Genomic DNA, 21255 nt, shown 5'->3' with positions numbered 1-21255 from the left:
TGCCGGGCACGGGAATCCCACGGTCCCGCCGCGGCCGGGCCGGGCAGCCGCCCGGCGGGAAGTCGTCCGCACGGCGGAGGCGGTCCGCGGCACCGCCTACCCTTAGGGGCATGAGCAGCATCGACCGGAGCCAGTCAGCGGGCGGCACACGCACCTATGAAGTACGCACCTACGGGTGCCAGATGAACGTCCATGACTCCGAGCGATTGTCCGGTCTGCTGGAGGACGCGGGATACGTCCGCGCCCCCGAGGGCTCCGACGGCGACGCGGACGTCGTCGTCTTCAACACCTGCGCCGTCCGGGAGAACGCCGACAACAAGCTGTACGGCAACCTCGGCCACCTCGCCCCGAAGAAGGCGAGCCGCCCCGGCATGCAGATCGCGGTCGGCGGGTGCCTCGCGCAGAAGGACCGCGACACCATCGTGAAGCGGGCCCCCTGGGTCGACGTCGTCTTCGGCACGCACAACATCGGCAAGCTGCCCGTCCTCCTGGAGCGCGCCCGGGTGCAGGAGGAGGCGCAGGTCGAGATCGCCGAGTCGCTGGAGGCGTTCCCCTCCACGCTGCCCACCCGGCGCGAGAGCGCCTACGCGGCCTGGGTCTCCATCTCCGTCGGCTGCAACAACACCTGCACCTTCTGCATCGTCCCGGCGCTGCGCGGCAAGGAGAAGGACCGCCGCCCCGGCGACGTCCTCGCCGAGATCGAGGCCCTGGTGGGCGAGGGCGTCTCCGAGATCACCCTGCTCGGCCAGAACGTCAACGCGTACGGTTCCGACATCGGCGACCGCGAGGCGTTCAGCAAGCTGCTGCGGGCCTGCGGGAAGGTCGACGGCCTGGAGCGGGTCCGCTTCACCTCGCCGCACCCGCGGGACTTCACCGACGACGTCATCGCCGCCATGGCCGAGACGCCGAACGTGATGCCGCAGCTCCACATGCCGCTGCAGTCCGGCTCCGACACCGTCCTGAGGGCGATGCGCCGCTCCTACCGGCAGGAGCGCTTCCTCGGCATCATCGAGAAGGTCCGTGCCGCCATCCCGCACGCGGCGATCACCACCGACATCATCGTGGGCTTCCCCGGCGAGACCGAGGAGGACTTCGAGCAGACCCTGCACGTGGTGCGCGAGGCCCGCTTCGCCCAGGCGTTCACCTTCCAGTACTCCAAGCGTCCCGGCACCCCGGCCGCCGAGATGGACGGCCAGATCCCCAAGAAGGTCGTCCAGGAGCGCTACGAGCGGCTCGTCGCCCTCCAGGAGGAGATCTCCTGGGAGGAGAACAAGAAGCAGGTCGGCCGCACCCTGGAGCTGATGGTCGCCGAGGGCGAGGGCCGCAAGGACGGCGCCACCCACCGCCTCTCCGGCCGCGCCCCCGACAACCGCCTGGTGCACTTCACCAAGCCGGAGCAGGAGGTGCGCCCCGGCGACGTGGTCACCGTCGAGATCACCTACGCCGCCCCGCACCACCTCCTCGCCGAGGGCGCGGTGCTCGACGTGCGCCGCACCCGCGCGGGCGACGCCTGGGAGAAGCGGAACACCGAGCAGGCGGCACGGCCCGCGGGCGTACTGCTCGGCCTGCCCAAGGTGGGCGTGCCCGAGCCGCTGCCGGCGGCCACCGGGGGCTGCGCCGTCGACTGACCGGACCGGGACGGGGGTGCCGTTCCGGGCCGCCGCAGTAGGCTGTCGATCATGCTTGTCGCCGCCGCAGTCTGCCCGTGCCCGCCGCTGCTCGTGCCGGAGGTCGCCACCGGGGCCGCCCCCGAGCTGGACACCGCGCGGGCCGCGTGCACGGACGCGCTGGGCGTGCTCGCCGCCGCCCGGCCCGATCTGCTCGTGGTCGTCGGGCCGGGGGACGGTGCCGGCCCCGACGGCTACCCGGAGGGCACCCCCGGGTCCTTCCGGGGCTTCGGCGTCGGCCTGGAGGTACGGCTGGGACCGGACAGGGGCCTGCCGGCCGGGCGGGAACTCCCGTACGGGCTGGCCGTGGGCGCCTGGCTGCTGGGCCGCACCGGATGGGCGGACGCCCCCGTCGAGGGAATCGCCGTGGGGGAGGAGCTCACGGCCGAGCGGTGCCTCGCGGAGGGGGAGGCCGTCGCCGGCCGGGCGGAGCGGGTCGCGATGCTGGTGATGGGGGACGCCAGCGCGTGCCGCACGCTCAAGGCGCCCGGCTACCTCGACGAGCGCGCGGCCCCCTTCGACGCGGAACTCGCGCGCGCCCTGGGCGCGGCCGACACCGGGGCCCTGCGCGCGCTGGACACCGGGCTGGCGCGCGAGCTGAAGGTGTCCGGCCGTGCCCCCTGGCAGGTGCTCGCCGGCGCGGCGGCCGGCAACCCGGGGCTGGAGGGCGCGCTGCTCCACGAGGACGCCCCCTACGGGGTCGGCTACCTCGTGGCCACCTGGACGTAGGAAGTCCCCGCGGGAGGACACGGCGGACGGCCGGGAGCCCCCGGCGCGCTCCACGGCCGTCCGCCGGTGTGCAGCTCAGGAAGTGGGCGGCCCGGCCGGCGGGGTGGCCGCGCCGCCCGCGCCCGGACCGGGGTCGTTCCTGTGCGCGAGCCGGTCCACGGCGTCCTTGGCCTTGTCCGTGCCGGTCCGGATCCGGTCGCTGTACCTGCCCTTGGTCCGCTGGTCGACGGTCCGCGCGGCCCGGTCCAGGCCGTGCCGGATCGTGTCCTCGTGCTGGTGCGCGAGGCCGGAGACCCTGTCCTTGGCCGGGCCGACCCTGGCCTTCAGATCGTCCAGGAGTCCCATGACACACCTTCCCTCGCGGCGGTCTAGGTGCGGGCGCCCTTGCCGGCCTCGCTGCCGGCCGCCTCGGCGGACTGCTGCTGGGGGATCTCGACGGTGTCGGTGCCGGTGACCCCGCCGGCCTCCTCCTCCGCCGGCCCGGTGCTCCCCGGGGCCCCGGCCGCCTCCTCGGACTCCGCGGTTCCGGCCGCGTCCCCCGCACCGGTCCCGGCCGCCGCCTCACCGGTCCGGGCCTTCGCGGTCCCCGTCCCCTCCGTGGTCTTCGACCTCCGGAAAATCCGTGCAAAAACACCCATGTCCACTCCATACGTTACTCGTGCGGGCGACGTCCCGCGCCGCCCGGTGTGCCCGTTCGTGCGACCCGGGCCGCCGCCCCGTGATCCGGCGGCAGGAACCTCGCAACGGGCAACGACCCGGTGACCGCCGCGTCACGTAACCCGTTCGAGAGCGGTGCGGGAGGTTTGCGAGACTGGATCAGTGAGCAGCGCACCCCTTGCCCCCCGCGTCATCGCCGTCGTCGGACCCACCGCGGCCGGAAAGTCCGATCTGGGCGTCTTCCTGGCCCAGCGGCTCGGCGGCGAAGTCGTCAACGCCGACTCCATGCAGCTCTACCGGGGGATGGACATCGGCACCGCCAAGCTGACGCCCGAGGAGCGCGGCGGAGTCCCGCACCACCTGCTGGACGTCTGGGACGTCACCGTCACCGCGTCCGTCGCCGAGTACCAGCGGCTGGCCCGGGAGCGGATCGACGCGCTGCTCGCCGAGGGGCGCTGGCCCGTCCTGGTCGGCGGTTCCGGCCTCTACGTCCGCGGCGCCGTCGACAACCTGGAGTTCCCGGGCACCGACCCCGAGGTCAGGGCCCGCCTGGAGGAGGAGCTCACCCTGCGCGGACCGGGGGCGCTGCACGCGCGCCTCGCCGCGGCGGACCCGGAGGCCGCGCGGGCGATCCTGCCGGGCAACGGCCGCCGTATCGTCCGCGCGCTCGAGGTCATCGAGATCACCGGGCAGCCCTTCACGGCCAACCTCCCGGGCCACGACTCGGTCTACGACACCCTCCAGATCGGCGTCGACGTGAGCCGTCCCGAACTGGACGAGCGCATCGCCCGCCGGGTCGACCGGATGTGGGAGGCCGGTCTCGTGGAGGAAGTGCGCGCACTCCAGGCGCAGGGGTTGCGCCAGGGGCGCACGGCGTCGCGTGCGCTCGGCTACCAGCAGGTGCTCGCGGCGCTCGCCGGGGAGTGCACCCTCGAGGAGGCGCGGTCCGAGACCGTCCGTGCCACCAAGCGCTTCGCGCGCCGTCAGGATTCGTGGTTCAGGCGCGATCCCCGGGTGCACTGGTTGAGTGGGGCCGCGGCGGACCTGACGGAACTTCCGCAGCTCGCGTTGTCGTTGGTCGAACGACCGGTTACAGCCTGATCACGTCATGGCATCGGGACGCCCAGGCCGTCATCCGGCCCTGCGGCGCCGTGCCATCATCGAGCTTCGATCGACCAGTGGAGTCCTAGTTGGGAGGGCGCGTGGCGATGGAGGCCGGCCCTCGTGACACCGCACACAGCACCGAGCACCTCACCACCGAGCAGGGTGTGCCGGAGCAGGAGACCAGCCGTCTCAGCCCGGACGGGCCGGACGAGACGCAGGGCGGGGTGACCGACGACGGCCCCGAGCCGGACGAGATGTTCGCGGGCGGCGACGAGGTCGAGGTCGAGCTGCGCCCGCAGCGTCGGCTGCGCATCTGGCAGCTCGCGCCCATCGTCGCACTGGCCGCGGTCGGCTCCCTGATGTTCGCCTTCCCGCTCGCCTTCGACTTCGGCGACAGCGGCGCGGTGATCGCCATGCTGGGGCTGCTGATCTGCTCCTGCGCGGCCGGCTGGGGCATGATGGCCGCCCGCAGGGTGGGTTCCACCTGGCCGGGTCTGCCGCCCCGGGGATCCGGACGCAGACCCGACTGGCGGGTCGTGGCCGCCTACGCCGTGATGGTCGCCGCGGTGGTGGCCCTGGCGGTGTGGCGGGTGGCACGGCTCCGCTGAGGCCCTCGGGCGCGGTGGTCCACCGGCGACGCCGCGCGGTCGCCGGCGCCCCGTAGGATCGAGGAATGAGCACGCGGTTCGCCTTCCTCAAGGGACACGGCACGGAGAACGACTTCGTGATCGTCCCGGACCCCGAGAACACCGTCGACCTGTCCCCGGCCGCCGTCGCCGCCCTGTGCGACCGCCGCGCGGGCATCGGCGGCGACGGACTGCTGCACGTGGTGCGGTCCGCCGCCCACCCCGAGGCCCGGGCCATGGCGGCCGAGGCCGAGTGGTTCATGGACTACCGCAACGGCGACGGCTCGATCGCGGAGATGTGCGGCAACGGTGTGCGGGTGTTCGCGTGCTACCTCCAGCGCGCCGGACACGTGGCCGCGGGGGACGTCGCCGTCGCCACGCGCGGGGGGGTGAAGACCGTGCGCATCGCCAAGGACGGTGACATCACCGTCGGCATGGGCAAGGCGCTGTTCCCCGAGGGCGAGGTCACCGTGAGCGTCGGCGGGCGCAGCTGGCCGGCACGGAACGTGAACATGGGCAACCCGCACGCGGTGGCCTTCGTGGACGACCTCGCCCACGCCGGTGACCTGTACGCCCCGCCCCCCTTCAGCCCGGCCGCCGCCTACCCGGACGGCGTGAACGTGGAGTTCGTCGTCGACCGCGGCCCGCGGCACGTGGCGCTGCGGGTGCACGAGCGCGGGGCCGGCGAGACCCGCTCCTGCGGCACGGGCGCGTGCGCGGTCGCCGTCGCCGCCGCCCGCCGTGACGGCGCCGACCCGGGCGTCACCGGCACCCCGGCGACGTACACCGTGGAGGTGCCCGGCGGCACCCTCGTGATCACCGAGCGGCCCGACGGCGAGATCGAGATGACCGGTCCGGCGGTGATCGTCGCCGAGGGTGTGATCGAGCCCGAGTGGCTGGAGAACGCCCTGCGCTGAGCGGAGCGCCGGCTCGGTACCGCAGCCTCCGGCCCGCCCGGTGAGCGCATTCGCAGGACCGGAGGCGTGTTCACCTTCAAGATCATGGAGGACCGTCGCTCCGGCGGCGTGAAAAGGACCCCGGCGGGCCTTCGCTCAATGGGGTGATCCGTTTCACGCTCGGCCGGAGGCGGTCGGCTCCGGGGGGCCGGCTCGGTAGCATCAAGCACCGGCCCGGACGGGGACGAACACCGCCTCCCGAGCCCGAGTCCGCCCTGGGGCGCGCCGTCCGCCGGTCCACGCAGCCGGAGGTGCCACATGAACGCGGAGGCCGCGAATCCTGCGACCCCAGGCCCCGTGACCTCTGGTCACGCCACGCCCACGGGGTTCCGCAGAAAGGCCCGCCCCCGGCTCGACCTGCGCCGACTGGGCCGTGCCGCGCTCCTCGGCACCACCGCCCGCGACCGGCTCCCCGACGCCATCGGGCACGTCGTCGACGCCCACCGCGCCCACCATCCCGACGCCGACCTCGAACCCCTGCGCCGCGCCTATCTGCTGGCCGAGTCGTCCCATCGCGGCCAGATGCGCAAGAGCGGTGAGCCGTACATCACGCACCCGCTCGCGGTGACCCTGATCCTCGCCGAACTCGGTGCCGAGACCACGACGTTGACCGCCTCCCTGCTCCACGACACCGTCGAGGACACGGAGGTGACGCTGGACCAGGTGGGGGAGCAGTTCGGCGAGGAGGTGCGTTACCTCGTCGACGGGGTCACCAAGCTGGAGAAGGTCGACTACGGCGCCGCCGCCGAGCCCGAGACCTTCCGCAAGATGCTCGTCGCCACCGGCAACGACGTCCGCGTGATGTCGATCAAACTCGCCGACCGGCTGCACAACATGCGCACCCTCGGCGTGATGCGCCCCGAGAAGCAGGAACGCATCGCCAAGGTGACACGTGACGTGCTCATCCCGCTCGCCGAACGGCTCGGCGTCCAGGCGCTCAAGACCGAGCTGGAGGACCTGGTCTTCGCCATCCTCCACCCCGAGGAGTACGCGCGCACACGGGAGTTGGTCGTCCGCAACGCCGCCCGTCGGGACGACCCGCTCGCCGAGACCGCCGACGAGGTGCGCAGGGTGCTCCGCGAGGCCGACATCACCGCCGAAGTCCTCATCCGCCCGCGCCACTTCGTCTCCGTGCACCGTGTGTCCCGCAAGCGCGGGACCCTGCGCGGCGCCGACTTCGGCCGGCTGCTGGTCCTGGTGAACGAGGACGCCGACTGCTACGGCGTCCTGGGCGAGCTGCACACCTGCATGACGCCCGTGGTCTCGGAGTTCAAGGACTTCATCGCCGTACCGAAGTTCAACCTGTACCAGTCGCTGCACACCGCCGTGGCCGGCGAGGACGGCCGGCTCGTCGAGGTCCTCATCCGCACCCACCGGATGCACAAGGTCGCCGAGGCGGGCGTCGTCGCCCTCGGCAACCCCTACGCCACCCCGCCGGAGGAGCAGTCCACGGGCGACGGGGAACGCGTCGACCCCACCCGGCCCGGCTGGCTCTCCCGGCTGCTGGAGTGGCAGCGGGCCGCGCCCGACCCCGACACCTTCTGGTCCACGCTGCGCGAGGACCTCGCCCAGGACCGCGAGATCACCGTCTTCCGCCCCGACGGGGGCACCCTGGGCCTCCCCGAGGGGGCGACCTGCGTGGACGCCGCCTACGCGCAGTACGGCGAGGACGCCCACGCGTGCATCGGGGCCAGGGTCAACGGGCGTCTGGCGACGCTGAGCACCGTCCTCAAGGACGGCGACGCCGTCCAGCTGCTGATGGGCCAGGACACGGCCTCCGAGCCCTCCAGGGAGTGGCTGGAGCACGCCCACACGCCCGCCGCGCGGATCGCCATCCAGCGGTGGCTGGCCGCCCACCCCGCACAGGACGGGACGCCCGGGACCGGACCGGAGGAGGCCGCCCGGCCCCGGCCCGAGGACCCGGCCCCGTCACCGGAGCCGGTCCCCGGCCGTCCCACCGCCGCCCGGGTCCTGGCCGACCGGGCCGGCGCGACCGTACGGCTGGCCGGCTGCTGTACGCCCGTACCGCCCGACGAGGTGACCGGCTTCGCCGTGCGCGGAGGGGCGGTCACCGTGCACCGGACCGAGTGCGCGGCGGTGGAGCGCATGAAGAGCGCGGGGCGCGCGGAGGTCGGCGTGCGCTGGGGGGAGGGCGCGGAGTGCCGGGTCACGCTGGTCGCGGAATCGTTCGTCCGCCCGCACCTGCTCGCGGACCTCACCGAGGCCATGGCCGCCGAAGGCGCCGAGATCGTCTCCGCGACCGTCGAACCCCCGGACCGGCAGCAGGTACGGCACACCTACACCGTGCAGCTGCCGGACGCCGCCCACCTCCCCGCCCTCATGCGCGCGATGCGCAAGGTGGCCGGCGTGTACGACGTGAGCCGGGCCCGGGCACAGGCCCCGGGGATCTGACCCGGGCCTCACCCGAAGGCGTCGGCGGCCGACACCCCGACCCCGCGGTGTGATGACCCGACCGAGTGGCTCGGAAGCGCGCCGTCGCCACGGCGCCCGCGCGCGCTGATAGCCGTGGGGCATGCTGCCCACCTCCCGCCGACAGACCTCCCGCCCCGGGACCGGTCGCGCGCGTCACCGCCGGACGGCCACGGCGCTGCTCGCCTCCGCCGTCTCCGTCTGTCTGGTCGCCGCGGATGCCCCCGCCGCCCCCCTCGGCATCGGTGACCGTCTCTTCCCGCACCTGGGCAACCCCGGGTACGACGTGCTGGCGTACGACATCGCCCTCGACTACCCCGGCCGCAACGACCGGCCGCTCGAAGCCGTCACCACGATCGACGCCCGCCTCACCGCCGTCCTGGAGCGGATCAACCTCGACTTCGCCCACGGCACGGTCCGCTCCGTCGAGGTCGACGGCGATCCGGCCGGCTTCACCGGCGCCGGGGAGGACCTGGTGATCACGCCCGGTGACGCGCTGGAGAAAGGCGAGCGGATCCGCGTCACCGTCCGGCACACCAGCGACCCCGTGACCACCGGGGACCGCGAGGGCGGCTGGGTGCGCACCGCGGACGGCCTCGCCATGGCCAACCAGGCCGACGCCGCCCACCTGGTGTTCCCGTGCAACGACCACCCCTCCGACAAGGCGATGTTCACCTTCCGCGTCACCGCCCCCGACGGCCACACGGCCGTCGCGAACGGCCTGCCCGCCGGCGTCGGCCGCACGCGCGGGGCCGTCACCCGGACGTACCGGACCCGTCATCCCATGGCCACCGAACTCGCCCAGGTCTCCATCGGCCGCTCCACCGTCGTGCACCGCACAGGACCGCACGGACTGCCCCTGCGGGACGTCGTCCCCGCCGCGCACCGCGCGGAGCTCGAACCCTGGCTGGCCAGGACCCCCGCCCAGATCTCCTGGATGGAGGAGAGGGCCGGCCGCTACCCGTTCGAGACCTACGGCCTGCTCCTGGCCGACGCGACCACCGGGTTCGCGCTGGAGACCCAGACCCTCTCCCTCTTCGAACGGGACCTGTTCACCGATCCCGCCCTCCCCGCCTGGTACGTCGAGTCGATCATGGTGCACGAGCTGGCCCACCAGTGGTTCGGCAACAGCGTCGGCCCCCGCACCTGGTCCGATCTGTGGCTCAACGAGGGACACGCCACCTGGTACGAGGCGCTGTACGCGCAGGAGCGGGGCGGCAGGACCCTCGAGGCGCGGATGAGGGCCGCCTACGAGGCGTCCGACGGCTGGCGCGCGGCCGGCGGACCGCCCGCCGCGCCGAATCCCCCGGGGCCCGGCCGGAAGATCGGCATCTTCCGGCCGAACGTGTACTCCGGCGCCGCGCTCGTGCTGTACGCCCTGCGCGAGGAGATCGGCCGCGCCGCCTTCGAACGCCTGGAGCGCGACTGGGCCGCCCGCCACCGGGACGGCACGGCCGCCACCGCCGACTTCGTCCGCCTCGCGTCCCGCACCGCCGGACGCGACCTGACCGGCTTCCTGCACCCCTGGCTGTACGGGGCCACGACCCCGCCGATGCCCGGCCACCCGGAATGGACCTCCGCGGCCCGGTCCGCGACGCCCGCCCGGCGGCCGGTCCCGCCCGTGCGTGGACCGGGCGGAAGCCGGGAATAACACGGTGACGAGACGAGCCGTACCGTGCGACCATCGTCAGGTCCGCACAGCACAGCACGGGACGCGGGAATCTCCCGGGCGTCCCGGACGTTGTGGACAGTGACAGTGACGGAGGGTCCCACGGACCGGCTCCGTCACCGCAGAAGGTTTACCGACGACGTAAGGACCCAATGACCTCCTCTTCTTCCCCTTCCCAGGACACCAAGCGCCTCGCGCACACCTACCCCGAGGGTCTTCGGGCCGATGCCCTGATGGAAGAGGACGTCGCCTGGAGCCTCGACATCGACGGAGAGCGGGACGGCGACCAGTTCGACCGCTCCGAGCGCGCGGCCCTGCGCCGTGTCGCGGGCCTCTCCACCGAGCTCGAGGACGTCACCGAGGTCGAGTACCGGCAGCTCCGCCTGGAGCGGGTCGTGCTCGTCGGGGTGTGGACCTCGGGAACCGTACAGGACGCGGAGAACTCCCTGGCCGAGCTCGCCGCCCTCGCGGAGACGGCCGGCGCCCTCGTCCTCGACGGCGTGATCCAGCGCCGCGACAAGCCCGACGCCGCCACCTACATCGGCTCCGGCAAGGCCGAGGAACTGCGCGACATCGTGCTCGACACGGGCGCGGACACCGTCATCTGCGACGGTGAGCTCAGTCCCGGTCAGCTGATCCACCTCGAGGACGTCGTCAAGGTCAAGGTCATCGACCGTACGGCCCTGATCCTCGACATCTTCGCCCAGCACGCCAAGTCCCGAGAGGGCAAGGCGCAGGTCGCGCTCGCGCAGATGCAGTACATGCTGCCGCGGCTGCGCGGCTGGGGCCAGTCGCTGTCCCGGCAGATGGGCGGCGGCAAGGGCGGCGGCCTCGCCACCCGCGGCCCCGGTGAGACCAAGATCGAGACGGACCGGCGCCGGATCCGCGAGAAGATGGCGAAGATGCGCCGGGAGATCGCGGAGATGAAGACCGGCCGCGAGATCAAGCGCCAGGAGCGCAAGCGCCACAAGGTGCCGTCCGTGGCCATCGCGGGCTACACCAACGCCGGCAAGTCCTCGTTGCTCAACCGCCTCACGGGTGCGGGCGTCCTGGTCGAGAACGCCCTGTTCGCGACCCTCGACCCGACCGTGCGCCGGGCCGAGACCCCGAGCGGCCGGCTGTACACGCTGGCCGACACCGTCGGCTTCGTCCGGCACCTGCCGCACCACCTGGTCGAGGCGTTCCGCTCCACCATGGAGGAGGTCGGCGACGCCGACCTGATCCTGCACGTGGTGGACGGCTCGCACCCGGTCCCCGAGGAGCAGCTGGCCGCGGTGCGCGAGGTGATCAGGGACGTCGGCGCCACCGACGTGCCCGAGATCGTCGTGATCAACAAGGCCGACGCGGCCGACCCGCTGACGCTCCAGCGGCTGCTGCGGGTGGAGAAGCGCTCCATCGCGGTCTCGGCCCGCACCGGCCGGGGCATCCCGGAGCTGCTCGCGCTGATCGACAGCGAGCTGCCCCGCCCGTCCGTGGAGATCGAGGCGCTCGTGCCCTACACCCACGGCAAGCTGGTCGCCCGCGCCCATGACGAGGGCGAGGTGATCTCCGAGGAGCACACCCCGGAGGGCACCCTGCTCAAGGTCCGGGTGCACGAGGAGCTGGCGGCGGAACTCGCGCCGTACGTTCCCACCCCGGCCGGCTGAGCCGCCCGCGGCACCGCGAAGGCCCGCCCCCCCCCGCCGTGAGCGGGGGGCGGGCCTTCGTCACGCGCGGATCACCGGTCGCCGTAGGTCCCGCTCGGGCGCGGCCGGGTGGCCCCGGGCCCCCGTCTCGCCCGCCTCCGTCGCGGCCGGCGCGGAGAAGTCCACGTCCGGCGCGGCGCCGACCGTCTCCCCCGGGGACCTCGAGCCCTGCTTCGGCTTCGCGTGCGGCACGGCGTAGTCGTACGCCGCCCCGTCCGGTCCCGCGCGCGACGACGCGGGACCGGACGGAGCCGGTCACCGACCGGCGAACTTCCCGCTGACCGCGTCGTACACGCCCTTGGCCACGTCGCCCAGCCGCGGACCGGCCAGCCAGCCCGCCGTCACCGGGCCGATGGAGGTGTTGGACACCAGCGCCGGCTTTCCGTCCGACCCCGTGGCGACCCAGCCGCCACCGGACGAACCGGCGGTCATGCTGCACCCGATGCGGTACATCGTCGGGTCCGACTCGGCGAGCGACAGCCGTCCGGGCTCGTCCTGGCAGCGGTACAGCGTCTGGCCGTCGTACGGCGGGGCGGCCGGGTAACCGATCGCCGTCAGCTCCCCCGCCTCCGGCACCGCGGGAGCGTCGAAGTCCACAGGAAGCGCCGAACCGACCGTCTCCTCCAGCGACTTGCCGTTCCCGCCCTTCTCCGGCGTCACATGGATGACCGCGAAGTCGTACGAGGCGCCGTCACCGCCGGTGGCACCGCCCTGCTCGATCCACTGGTCCGAGGTCTGCGCCCAGTCCCCCCACCAGACGCCGTACGGGGCGATCTCCTCCTTCGTGGCGGTCTCCAGCTCCTTCGCCGACCTGCCCGCGTCGTTGTACGACGGCACGAAGGCGATGTTGCGGTACCAGCCGCCCTTCTTGCCCGCGTGCACACAGTGGCCGGCCGTCCACACCATGTTGGACTTGCCCGGGTTGGCCGGGTCCTGCACCACCGTGGCCGAGCAGACCATCGTGCCCTCGGGCGAGTCGAAGAACACCTTGCCCGCCGTGGGGGCGTTGGCGTGGTAGGACGGCGACATCGCCTCCGCCCGCACCGGTTGCGGAGTCGGGTCCGTCACGCCCTGGTCACCGGAGAGGTCGCTCTCGTCGACCTGCTGGTCCGGCTCCTCGGCGTCCCGCATGCGGTCCGGGTTCCACAGGTCCTCGATGATCGGGTTGACGAAGTCCTCGGCCTCGCGCAGCCAGTCGTCCTTGCTCCAGTCCTTCCAGGCGCCGTCCTTCCACTTGTCGATGTCGATCCCGTGCTCCTTGAGCCGGTCCTTGATGTCGTCCGGGATCTTGAACTTGCCGTCGTCGGCGGCCGCGGAGGTCTCGGCGCTCGCGTCGGTGCCCCCCGTGTCGCAGGCGGTGGCGGTGAGGGCGAGCGCCGAGGCGAGCGCGACGGCGGTCAGAACGGGGGAGGTCCGGCGCGCCCGCCCCCCTCGGCGAGCGGTGGACGACGGCCGTATGGATCGCATGATCTGACTCCCCCTGGAACGAACGGATCTGGTGCTTCGGCCGTGGTCCCGCCGGGATCCGGACCGGATCCCGCGGGCGTTCCGACGGCCTTCGGGAACGGCACCACACACTATGCGTTCGCCATGGGGGACGTCCGACGGAACGGCAACGGTTCGGCTACAAGCCGCCTGACCTGGCCGATCGTCCGGGGAAGCGCCGGTTTGAGGCCGTCGGCCCCTGGAGCCGCCGGCGCACGGGGCCGCGCATCGGCGGAACAACCCGTAACCCGGCGGGCGGTCCGCGGTTGGTAGCGGTGGGAGGCCCGCCGCCCGCACGCGGACCCCCCGTGCCGTGGTCCGGCGGGGACACAGGGGAGGACGAAGGACGGTGGCGGAATCCACGTACGAGGGGCGGGGGAGCGGTGCCCTGCCGATCGTTCCGGTGCGGGCGCGCGGGATGACCGTCGAGGGCGCGGACGGCCGGCGCTACCTGGACTGCCTCTCCGGGGCGGGCACCCTCGCCCTCGGGCACAACCACCCCGTCGTGCTGGAGGCGATCCGCGGCATCATCGACTCCGGCGCGCCGCTCCACGCCCCCGGCCCGGCGACCCCGGTGGAGGACGCCTTCGTCACCGAACTGTCGCGCACCCTGCCGCCCGGGCTCGCCCGGCACGCCCACGTGCGCCTCTGCGGACCGAGCCGCGACGACGCGGTGGCGACCGCCCTCCGACTCGTACGGAGGACGACCGGGCGGGCCGTGGACGACGAGCACGAAGCCGGACCCGCCGCCCACCGGCCGGAGTCCGTGCCCGAGGACACCGCGCCCCACGGACGCGTTCCGTCCGGGGTGATCGTGGATCCGGCGCCGGACGCCCGGCCGGGACGGTTCACGGCCGACCGGTCCGTCCCGCTGATCGTCGACGAGACACTCACCGGGCTCGGGCGGACCGGCACCTTCTGGGCGGTGGAGCGGAGCGGCACCGCACCGGACGCGATGGTGCTGTCCGGGGCGATCGGGGGCGGCCTCCCGCTGGCCGCCGTGGTCCACCGCGACGACCTCGACCCGCCCGGTCCCCCCGCCCACCCCGGCAACCAGCTCGCCATGGCCGCGGGCACGGCGACCCTCGCCCACATCCGCGAGAACGGCCTCGCCGGACACGCGGCCGCCCTGGGCGCCGTCCTGCTGGACCGGCTCCGGACCCTCGCCGGTGAGCTCGCCTGCGTGGGGGACGTGCGGGGGCGGGGGCTGATGATCGGGGTCGACGTGGTGGACCCGGAAGCGCCGCCCGACGACCCGTGCCCCTCCCACCCCGCCGCGCCCGGACTCGCGGCCGCCGTGCGGCGGGAGTGCCTGCGACGGGGGCTGATCGTCGACGTCGGCGGCCCCCGCGCGAACGTCGTGCGCCTGCTGCCGCCCCTGACGATCACCGGGGAACAGGCGGCCGCGGTCCTGGACCGACTCGCCGACGCCCTCCACGCGGCGGCCCGGGGCCGCGCGCACCGCCACACCACGCACCGGGAGCCCGGCCTCCCCGGAGCCCGTCCGGCACGGACGGGCTGACCCCACCCCCGGCACCCCCCCACGAGGATCCGCCTTGCACACGACCCCCGCACCCGCCGACCGCACCGGCTCCCCGCTCCCGCGCCGGCAGGGGAAGCCGCCCGACGCCGACCCGTCCGAGGACGCCGGCGCCTGCCCCCTGGACCACCCCGACCCGCACAGTGCGGCCCAGGCGGCGGCCACGGAGAACCTGCTGCGCTGCTGGGTACGCGAGACCGGCCTCCGTGTCCCGGACGGCGGCCTGCTGTGCCTGCCCCTGCCGGCCAGCGGCACGGCCCTGCTCGTACCCGTCCTGTACCGGTCCCCCACGGGCTGGCACCGCTTCGGCCCGCCCCGTCTGGCCGACGCGCCGGAGCCCGCCCCGCCCGTCGACGCCGTGCTGCTCGCCGCCCTCCTTGGCCGGGAGGACACCGGCCTCCCGGAGCCGGCGGGTGCGCCGGCCGGCGACGGCACCGACCTGGTCGCGCGCGTCGCCGACTCCGTACGGCGCACCGCCGCCTTCGTCGGCGACCGGCGCACGCACCCGGCCGACCGTGCCGACCTCTTCCTCGCCGCCGAACAGGCACTCGTCCTCGGGCATCCGCTGCACCCGGACCCGAAGAGCCGCGAGGGACTCTCCGACGCCGAGGCACGGCGGTACTCGCCCGAGTCGCGCGGCTCCTTCCCCCTGCACTGGGTGGCCGTCGCCCCGTCGCTGCTGGCCACCGACTCCGCCTGGACCGAGCGCGGACGGCCCGTCCCCGCGGACCGCCTCACCGCACGGCTCGCCGGCGCCGGGCTGCCGCTGCCCGACGGCTACGCGGCGCTGCCCGTGCACCCCTGGCAACTGCGCCAGGTCCGCCACCGGCCCCAGGTCGCCGCCCTGCTGGACGCCGGGCTGCTCCGCGACCTCGGCGAGCACGGCGCCCCCTGGCACCCCACCTCCTCCGTCCGCACCGTCCACCGCACCGGCGCCCCGGCCATGCTCAAGCTGTCGCTGGGCCTGCGCATCACCAACTCCCGCCGGGAGAACCTCCGCAAGGAGCTCCACCGGGGCGTCGAGGTCCACCGGCTGCTGCGCACCGGACTGTCCCGGCGGTGGCGGGCCGCGCACCCCGGCTTCGACATCGTCCGGGACCCGGCCTGGATCGCCGTGGACACACCGGCCGGCGACCCCGTGACCGGACTCGACGCGGTGATCCGGCACAACCCGTTCCGGCCGCACGACGACGTCGCCTGCGTCGCCGGACTGGTCGCGCCGCGCCCCCGCCCCGGCGGCCGTACGGCATCCAGGCTGGCCGAGATCGTCACCCGCCTCACCGCGCGCACGGGGCGGCCCTCCGGCGCCGTCGCCGCCGAGTGGTTCCTGCGGTACCTCGACCACGTGGTGCGGCCCGTGCTGTGGCTGGACGGAGAGGCCGGCATCGCCCTCGAGGCGCACCAGCAGAACACCCTGCTGCTGCTGGACGCCGACGGCTGGCCCGTGGGCGGCCGCTACCGGGACAACCAGGGCTACTACTTCCGCGCCTCACGCCGCGCGGAACTCGACGCCCTGCTGCCCGGCATCGGCGAGCGCAGCGACACCTTCGTGCCCGACGAGGTCACCGACGAACGCTTCGCGTACTACCTGGGCGTCAACAACGTCCTCGGTCTCGTCGGCGCCTTCGGCTCCCAGCGCCTCGCCGACGAGCGGCTGCTGCTCGCCGTCCTCCGCCGGTTCCTGGCCGAAGCCGCCGCCGGACCGGCCCGCACCCGCGGCACGCTGCCCGCCCGGCTGCTCGACTCACCCGTCCTGCGCTGCAAGGCGAACCTGCTGACCCGGCTGCACGGCCTCGACGAACTCGTCGGACCGGTCGACACCCAGTCCGTCTACGTCACCCTCGCCAACCCCCTGCACCCGTGACGCCCGGCGACATCGACGACTGGGGCCCGGCCGGCACTCCCGCCGGCCCGTTCCGGCTCGTCCCCGTCCGGGTCGAGAGGGACCTGCCCCTCCTGGCACGGTGGATGAACGACCCCGCCGTGGCCGTGTTCTGGGAGCTCTCCGGGCCGCCGGCCGTGACCGCCGACCACCTGCGGGCCCAACTGGCCGGGGACGGGCGCAGCGTTCCGTGCGTCGGCGTCCTGGACGGCACGCCGATGAGCTACTGGGAGGTCTACCGCGCGGATCGCGACCCCCTGGCCCGCCACTACGCGGCCCGGCCGCACGACACCGGACTGCACGTCCTCATCGGCGCCGCCGGCGACCGGGGGCGGGGCCTCGGCGGAGTACTGCTCAGGACGGTCGCCGACCTCGCCCTCGACCACACGCCCGCCTCGACGCGCGTCGTCGCGGAACCCGACCTGCGCAACGTCCCCTCCGTCACCGCCTTCCTCAACGCCGGCTTCCGCTTCTCGGCCGAACTCGATCTGCCCGCCAAGCGGGCCGCCCTCATGATCCGGGACCGCGCCGTGCGCCACCTGCTGTGACGCTCCGGCACCGCGCCGTCCCCCGGTCGCTTCGGCACCGAACCCTTCCGCACCCGAGGAGCCCGCCCTGATCGTGTCCCCAGCCCTCACCGCGGCCGCACGGATGTCAGCGCCGGGCCGTAGGGTGGTCGCGCTATGACGAAGCCCTCACTCCCCGAGCTCCTGCACGCCGCCGTCACCGCGGTCGGCGGCACGGAGCGTCCCGGCCAGGTGGCCATGGCCGAAGCCGTCGCCGAGGCGATCGACGACGGAGCCCATCTGCTGGTCCAGGCCGGCACCGGCACCGGAAAGTCGCTGGGCTACCTGGTGCCCGCGCTCGCGCACGGGGAGCGGGTGGTGGTGGCGACGGCCACCCTGGCCCTGCAGCGCCAGCTCGTGGAGCGCGACCTGCCGCGCACGGTGGAGTCCCTGCACCCGCTGCTGCGCCGCCGCCCCGAGTTCGCGATGCTCAAGGGCCGCTCCAACTACCTGTGTCTGCACCGGCTGCACGAGGGCGTGCCGCAGGACGAGGAGGAGGGCCTCTTCGACCAGTTCGAGGCGGCCGCGCCCACCAGCAAGCTGGGCCAGGACCTGCTGCGCCTGCGTGACTGGGCGGACGAGACGGAGACCGGCGACCGGGACGACCTCACGCCGGGCGTCTCCGACCGGGCCTGGTCCCAGGTGTCGGTGTCGTCGCGGGAGTGCCTGGGCGCCACGAAGTGCGCCTACGGCGCCGAGTGCTTCGCCGAGGCGGCACGGGAGCGCGCCAAGCTGGCCGAGGTGGTCGTCACCAACCACGCCCTGCTCGCGATCGACGCCATCGAGGGCGCGCCGGTCCTCCCGCAGCACGAGGTGCTGATCGTCGACGAGGCCCATGAGCTGGTCTCCCGGGTCACCGGAGTCGCCACGGGGGAGCTCACCCCCGGGCAGGTCAACCGCGCCGTGCGGCGCGCCGCGAAGCTGGTCGACGAGAAGGCCGCCGACCAGCTCCAGACCGCCGCCGAAGGGTTCGAGCGGCTGATGGAGCTGGCCCTTCCGGGCCGGCTGGAGGAGATCCCGGAGGACCTCGGCTACGCGCTCATGGCGCTGCGCGACGCCTGCCGCACGGTCATCTCCGCGATCGGGTCCACCCGCGACAAATCCGTCCAGGACGAGGACGCGGTCCGCAAGCAGGCGCTGGCCTCCGTGGAGAGCGTCCACGACGTGGCGGAGCGCATCACCAACGGCTCCGAGTGGGACGTCGTCTGGTACGAGCGGCACGAGCCCCGCGGCGGAGCCGCTCATCGATGGAGCGGGGCGTCCCTGCGCGTCGCCCCCATGTCCGTCTCGGGGCTGTTGCGGGAGAAGCTCTTCACCGACCGTTCCGTGGTCCTGACCTCGGCGACGCTGAAGCTGGGCGGCGACTTCAACGGTGTGGGGGCGTCCCTGGGGCTCGGTCCCGAGGGCGCCGAGGACGATGACCTCCCCCCGTGGAAGGGCGTGGACGTCGGCTCGCCGTTCGACTACCCCCGGCAGGGCATCCTGTACGTCGCGAGACATCTGGCGCGCCCGGCCCGTGACGGTGACCGCGGGGACATGCTGGACGAGCTCACCGAGCTGATCCAGGCCGCGGGCGGCCGCACCCTGGGGCTGTTCTCCTCGATGCGGGCCGCCCAGCTCGCCGCCGAGGAGCTGCGCTCCCGCATCCCGGAGTTCCCGATCCTCCTCCAGGGCGAGGAGACGCTCGGCGAACTGATCAAGAACTTCGCGGCCGATCCGAAGACCTGTCTCTTCGGCACGCTGTCGCTCTGGCAGGGCGTCGACGTACCGGGTCCCAGCTGCCAGCTGGTGGTCATGGACAAGATCCCCTTCCCGCGCCCGGACGACCCCCTGATGAGCGCCCGCCAGAAGGCCGTGGAGGAAGCCGGCGGCAACGGCTTCATGGCGGTCGCCGCCACCCACGCGGCGCTGCTCATGGCACAGGGCGCGGGCCGTCTCGTCCGTGCCTCGGGGGACCGGGGTGTGGTGGCCGTACTGGACCAGCGGCTGGCCACTGCCCGGTACGGCAGCTATCTGAAGGCCTCGCTGCCCGATTTCTGGTACACCACGGACCGCAACCAGGTCAGGAAGTCGCTGGCCGCGATCGACGCGGCGGCGCGGCGGGCGGAGAGCGGGGCGACGGCGGAGTGAGGGGGTGGCGTGCCGCGGCACGCCACCGACCGGAAGCAGCAGCGGTGGCGGCCGTCGGCGGTCCGTCCGGACAGCACAGGACCCCGGGACCGGCGCAGAGGTCCCGGGGTCCGGTCAGGGGGCGGGGCGGCGGTCCGGGCCGGCCCCGCGCCGTGTGTCAGACGCGCCGCAGAACGGCCACCACCTTGCCCAGGATGGTCGCGTCGTCGCCGGGGATGGGCTCGTAGGCCGCGTTGTGCGGAAGCAGCCACACATGGCCGTCCTCGCGCTTGAAGCGCTTGACGGTCGCCTCGCCGTCGAGCATGGCCGCCACGATGTCACCGTTCTCGGCGACCGGCTGGCGGCGGACCGTGACCCAGTCGCCGTCACAGATCGCGGCCTCGATCATGGAGTCGCCCACGACCTTCAGGACGAACAGCTCACCGTCGCCGACGAGCTGCCGGGGCAGGGGGAAGACGTCCTCGACGGACTCCTCGGCGAGGATCGGGCCACCGGCGGCGATACGGCCGACCAGCGGGACGTAGGACGCGGCCGGCTTGCCGGCGGTGTCCGTGGGCTGCACGGAGGCGGCCTGGTCGGAGCCGCGCACCTCGTAGGCGCGCGGGCGGTGCGGATCGCGGCGCAGGAAGCCCTTGCGCTCCAGGGCCATCAGCTGGTGGGCCACGGAGGACGTGCTGGAGAGTCCGACCGCCTGGCCGATCTCGCGCATCGACGGCGGGTAGCCGCGGCGCTGCACGGAGTCCCTGATGACCTCGATCACCCGGCGCTGGCGGTCGGTGAGTCCGGAGCTGTCCGCCCGGATGCCGGGAGGTCGGCCCGGCAGGGAGCGCTTGTGCGCCTCGGGATTCGTGGCTTCGTTCATCGCGTGCACCGGCTCGATCCGGCCCTGGGGGCGGTCCTGGGCAGTGATGGCGGCACTGTCTGCGGTGGTGGTCACGTCGGCCCCTCTCGATGGTCTCCCTGCAGCACAACGGTAGATGCTTTCGAAAGGTTGCGCCAAACACACGTTCGAGTGAAAAATCGCGAATTACTGTACGTGATCTTTCTCCGGGGTGTATTGGCCGTCACGCTTCCTGCCGGACAAACGAGCCGATTGTTGTACTCTTCACCGCCGAAGCGGTGACCTCGCGGTCGCGGCCCTCAGTCTGCCACCGGGCGCCCCGTGGCGCGTGGAGCGGCCCCCGCTCTCTTCGGGAGTCGCACGTCTCCTTCCCGTTCCCGGCACGGCGTCTCCCCGTCGCGCGGGGTCCTGCGGGCCCCGTCCGCCCTGACGCGCGCGACACGCGTGCGGGGGGCGTGGATGTATGAGCCAATCCCCACATCTAGTGGTTGGATTGCGGCAGCAGCCCAGAAGTTGTGGTCCCCCGGGTCTTCGGGCCCTTCGTGATCGCCTATGCTGGTGCTGCTTCGTGAGGCCCGAGAGGCCCCACGAGGTCATCGAGTCTGCTGTGAGGAGGGTTGGGAGTTCATGCACTGCCCCTTCTGCAGGCACCCCGACAGCCGTGTCGTCGACAGCCGTACGACCGACGACGGCACGTCGATCCGCAGGCGCCGCCAGTGTCCGGACTGCTCCCGTCGTTTCACGACCGTGGAGACGTGTTCGCTCATGGTGGTCAAGCGGTCCGGAGTCACCGAGCCCTTCAGTCGCACCAAGGTCATCAACGGCGTGCGCAAGGCGTGCCAGGGGCGGCCCGTCACCGAGGACGCCCTGGCCCAGCTCGGGCAGCGCGTCGAGGAGGCGGTGCGGGCCACCGGGAGCGCCGAGCTGACCACCCACGACGTGGGGCTGGCCATTCTCGGTCCGCTGCAGGAACTCGACCTCGTCGCCTATCTGCGGTTCGCGTCCGTCTACCGGGCGTTCGACTCGCTCGAGGACTTCGAGGCCGCGATCGGGGAACTCAGGCGGGCGGAGCGGCCCGCCGCGGGCGACGGGGACGCCGGGGGAACCGGCCCGGGGAGCAGGGAAGAGGGCAGCGGGTCCGGCGGGACCGCCCAGGTCCCCGCACCCGCCCCCGCCGCCGACTGACCGGCGGGCCGGTCCGGATGCGGGGACCGGCCGGGCGGCGGCGATGAGAAGACCTGTCACGGGCGGACGAGTGGGCGCACGTGACATCAGACAGAACACCGTG

General features: G+C 73.7%; 18 protein-coding genes. 13 read left to right on the top strand and 5 right to left on the bottom strand.

Going from position 1 to position 21255, the window contains the following annotated elements; translation table 11 throughout:
• Positions 1–110 precede the first annotated feature (110 nt).
• Positions 111–1628 carry a tRNA (N6-isopentenyl adenosine(37)-C2)-methylthiotransferase MiaB gene (miaB, locus tag ABTY20_RS12815; RefSeq protein ID WP_351997009.1) on the top strand — a complete coding sequence of 506 codons (1518 nt, stop codon included), beginning with the start codon at positions 111–113 and terminating at the stop codon, positions 1626–1628.
• A 51-nt stretch (positions 1629–1679) separates the two neighbouring features.
• Entirely contained in the window at positions 1680–2396 is a 717-nt protein-coding gene (locus ABTY20_RS12810) for a class III extradiol dioxygenase subunit B-like domain-containing protein (protein ID WP_351997008.1), read from the top strand.
• A gap of 75 nt (positions 2397–2471) precedes the next feature.
• Here the strand turns inward: ABTY20_RS12810 and ABTY20_RS12805 are convergent, their stop codons facing one another.
• A complete protein-coding gene (locus ABTY20_RS12805) occupies positions 2472–2741 on the bottom strand; it encodes an antitoxin (RefSeq protein WP_351997007.1) in 270 nt (89 codons plus the stop codon).
• A 23-nt stretch (positions 2742–2764) separates the two neighbouring features.
• Positions 2765–3034: a hypothetical protein gene (locus tag ABTY20_RS12800; RefSeq protein ID WP_351997006.1), complete on the bottom strand. Its 270-nt coding sequence runs from the start codon at positions 3032–3034 to the stop codon at positions 2765–2767.
• A 181-nt stretch (positions 3035–3215) separates the two neighbouring features.
• On the opposite strand from ABTY20_RS12800, the gene miaA reads away from it, so the two are divergent.
• The 6 genes from miaA (at position 3216) to hflX (ending at position 11484) form a co-directional block, all read left to right on the top strand.
• Positions 3216–4154 carry a tRNA (adenosine(37)-N6)-dimethylallyltransferase MiaA gene (gene miaA, locus ABTY20_RS12795; RefSeq protein WP_351997005.1) on the top strand — a complete coding sequence of 313 codons (939 nt, stop codon included), beginning with the start codon at positions 3216–3218 and terminating at the stop codon, positions 4152–4154.
• 107 nt (positions 4155–4261) lie between these two features.
• The gene (locus ABTY20_RS12790) at positions 4262–4765 is read left to right on the top strand and encodes a hypothetical protein (protein ID WP_351997040.1); all 504 of its coding nucleotides are present in this window, start codon (positions 4262–4264) and stop codon (positions 4763–4765) included.
• A gap of 65 nt (positions 4766–4830) precedes the next feature.
• Entirely contained in the window at positions 4831–5700 is an 870-nt protein-coding gene (gene dapF, locus ABTY20_RS12785; protein WP_351997004.1) for a diaminopimelate epimerase, read from the top strand.
• A gap of 297 nt (positions 5701–5997) precedes the next feature.
• Positions 5998–8151 carry a RelA/SpoT family protein gene (locus ABTY20_RS12780; RefSeq protein ID WP_351997003.1) on the top strand — a complete coding sequence of 718 codons (2154 nt, stop codon included), beginning with the start codon at positions 5998–6000 and terminating at the stop codon, positions 8149–8151.
• A gap of 121 nt (positions 8152–8272) precedes the next feature.
• Positions 8273–9820 (top strand): M1 family metallopeptidase, encoded by a 1548-nt coding sequence (locus ABTY20_RS12775; RefSeq protein WP_351997002.1) that lies wholly within the window; start codon positions 8273–8275, stop codon positions 9818–9820.
• Positions 9821–9990: 170 nt separating this feature from the next.
• A complete protein-coding gene (hflX, locus tag ABTY20_RS12770; protein ID WP_351997001.1) occupies positions 9991–11484 on the top strand; it encodes a GTPase HflX in 1494 nt (497 codons plus the stop codon).
• 60 nt (positions 11485–11544) lie between these two features.
• On the opposite strand, the gene ABTY20_RS12765 is transcribed toward hflX, so the two are convergent.
• Together ABTY20_RS12765 and ABTY20_RS12760 are read right to left on the bottom strand one after the other, a co-directional pair.
• A complete protein-coding gene (locus ABTY20_RS12765; RefSeq protein WP_351997000.1) occupies positions 11545–11715 on the bottom strand; it encodes a hypothetical protein in 171 nt (56 codons plus the stop codon).
• 63 nt (positions 11716–11778) lie between these two features.
• On the bottom strand, positions 11779–12990 hold the full coding sequence (locus ABTY20_RS12760) for a trypsin-like serine peptidase (RefSeq protein ID WP_351996999.1): 1212 nt from the start codon (positions 12988–12990) through the stop codon (positions 11779–11781).
• Between the two features lie 367 nt (positions 12991–13357).
• Here ABTY20_RS12760 and ABTY20_RS12755 point away from each other — a divergent pair, with 367 nt between their 5' ends.
• From ABTY20_RS12755 to ABTY20_RS12740, 4 genes are all read left to right on the top strand, one after another.
• Complete coding sequence (locus tag ABTY20_RS12755; RefSeq protein WP_351996998.1) at positions 13358–14530, top strand: aminotransferase class III-fold pyridoxal phosphate-dependent enzyme; 1173 nt, start codon at positions 13358–13360, stop codon at positions 14528–14530.
• 34 nt (positions 14531–14564) lie between these two features.
• Complete coding sequence (locus ABTY20_RS12750; RefSeq protein ID WP_351996997.1) at positions 14565–16412, top strand: IucA/IucC family protein; 1848 nt, start codon at positions 14565–14567, stop codon at positions 16410–16412.
• Positions 16307–16978, top strand: coding sequence for a GNAT family N-acetyltransferase (locus ABTY20_RS12745; protein ID WP_351997039.1), 672 nt, complete (start codon positions 16307–16309; stop codon positions 16976–16978). The genes ABTY20_RS12750 and ABTY20_RS12745 overlap by 106 nt, the downstream gene beginning before the upstream one ends.
• Before the next feature lie 135 nt (positions 16979–17113).
• Entirely contained in the window at positions 17114–19126 is a 2013-nt protein-coding gene (locus tag ABTY20_RS12740; protein WP_351996996.1) for an ATP-dependent DNA helicase, read from the top strand.
• Between the two features lie 157 nt (positions 19127–19283).
• Here the strand turns inward: ABTY20_RS12740 and lexA are convergent, their stop codons facing one another.
• A complete protein-coding gene (gene lexA, locus ABTY20_RS12735; protein ID WP_351996995.1) occupies positions 19284–20063 on the bottom strand; it encodes a transcriptional repressor LexA in 780 nt (259 codons plus the stop codon).
• 531 nt (positions 20064–20594) lie between these two features.
• Here lexA and nrdR point away from each other — a divergent pair.
• Positions 20595–21152: a transcriptional regulator NrdR gene (nrdR, locus tag ABTY20_RS12730; RefSeq protein WP_351996994.1), complete on the top strand. Its 558-nt coding sequence runs from the start codon at positions 20595–20597 to the stop codon at positions 21150–21152.
• Positions 21153–21255 lie beyond the last annotated feature (103 nt).

This window comes from Streptomyces sp. NPDC126497, from assembly GCF_040302425.1.
In the GTDB taxonomy this organism is placed as follows: Bacteria; Actinomycetota; Actinomycetes; order Streptomycetales; family Streptomycetaceae; genus Streptomyces.
Note: the sequence above shows the minus strand (reverse complement) of the source record. Positions and strands in the feature narration are given on the sequence as shown.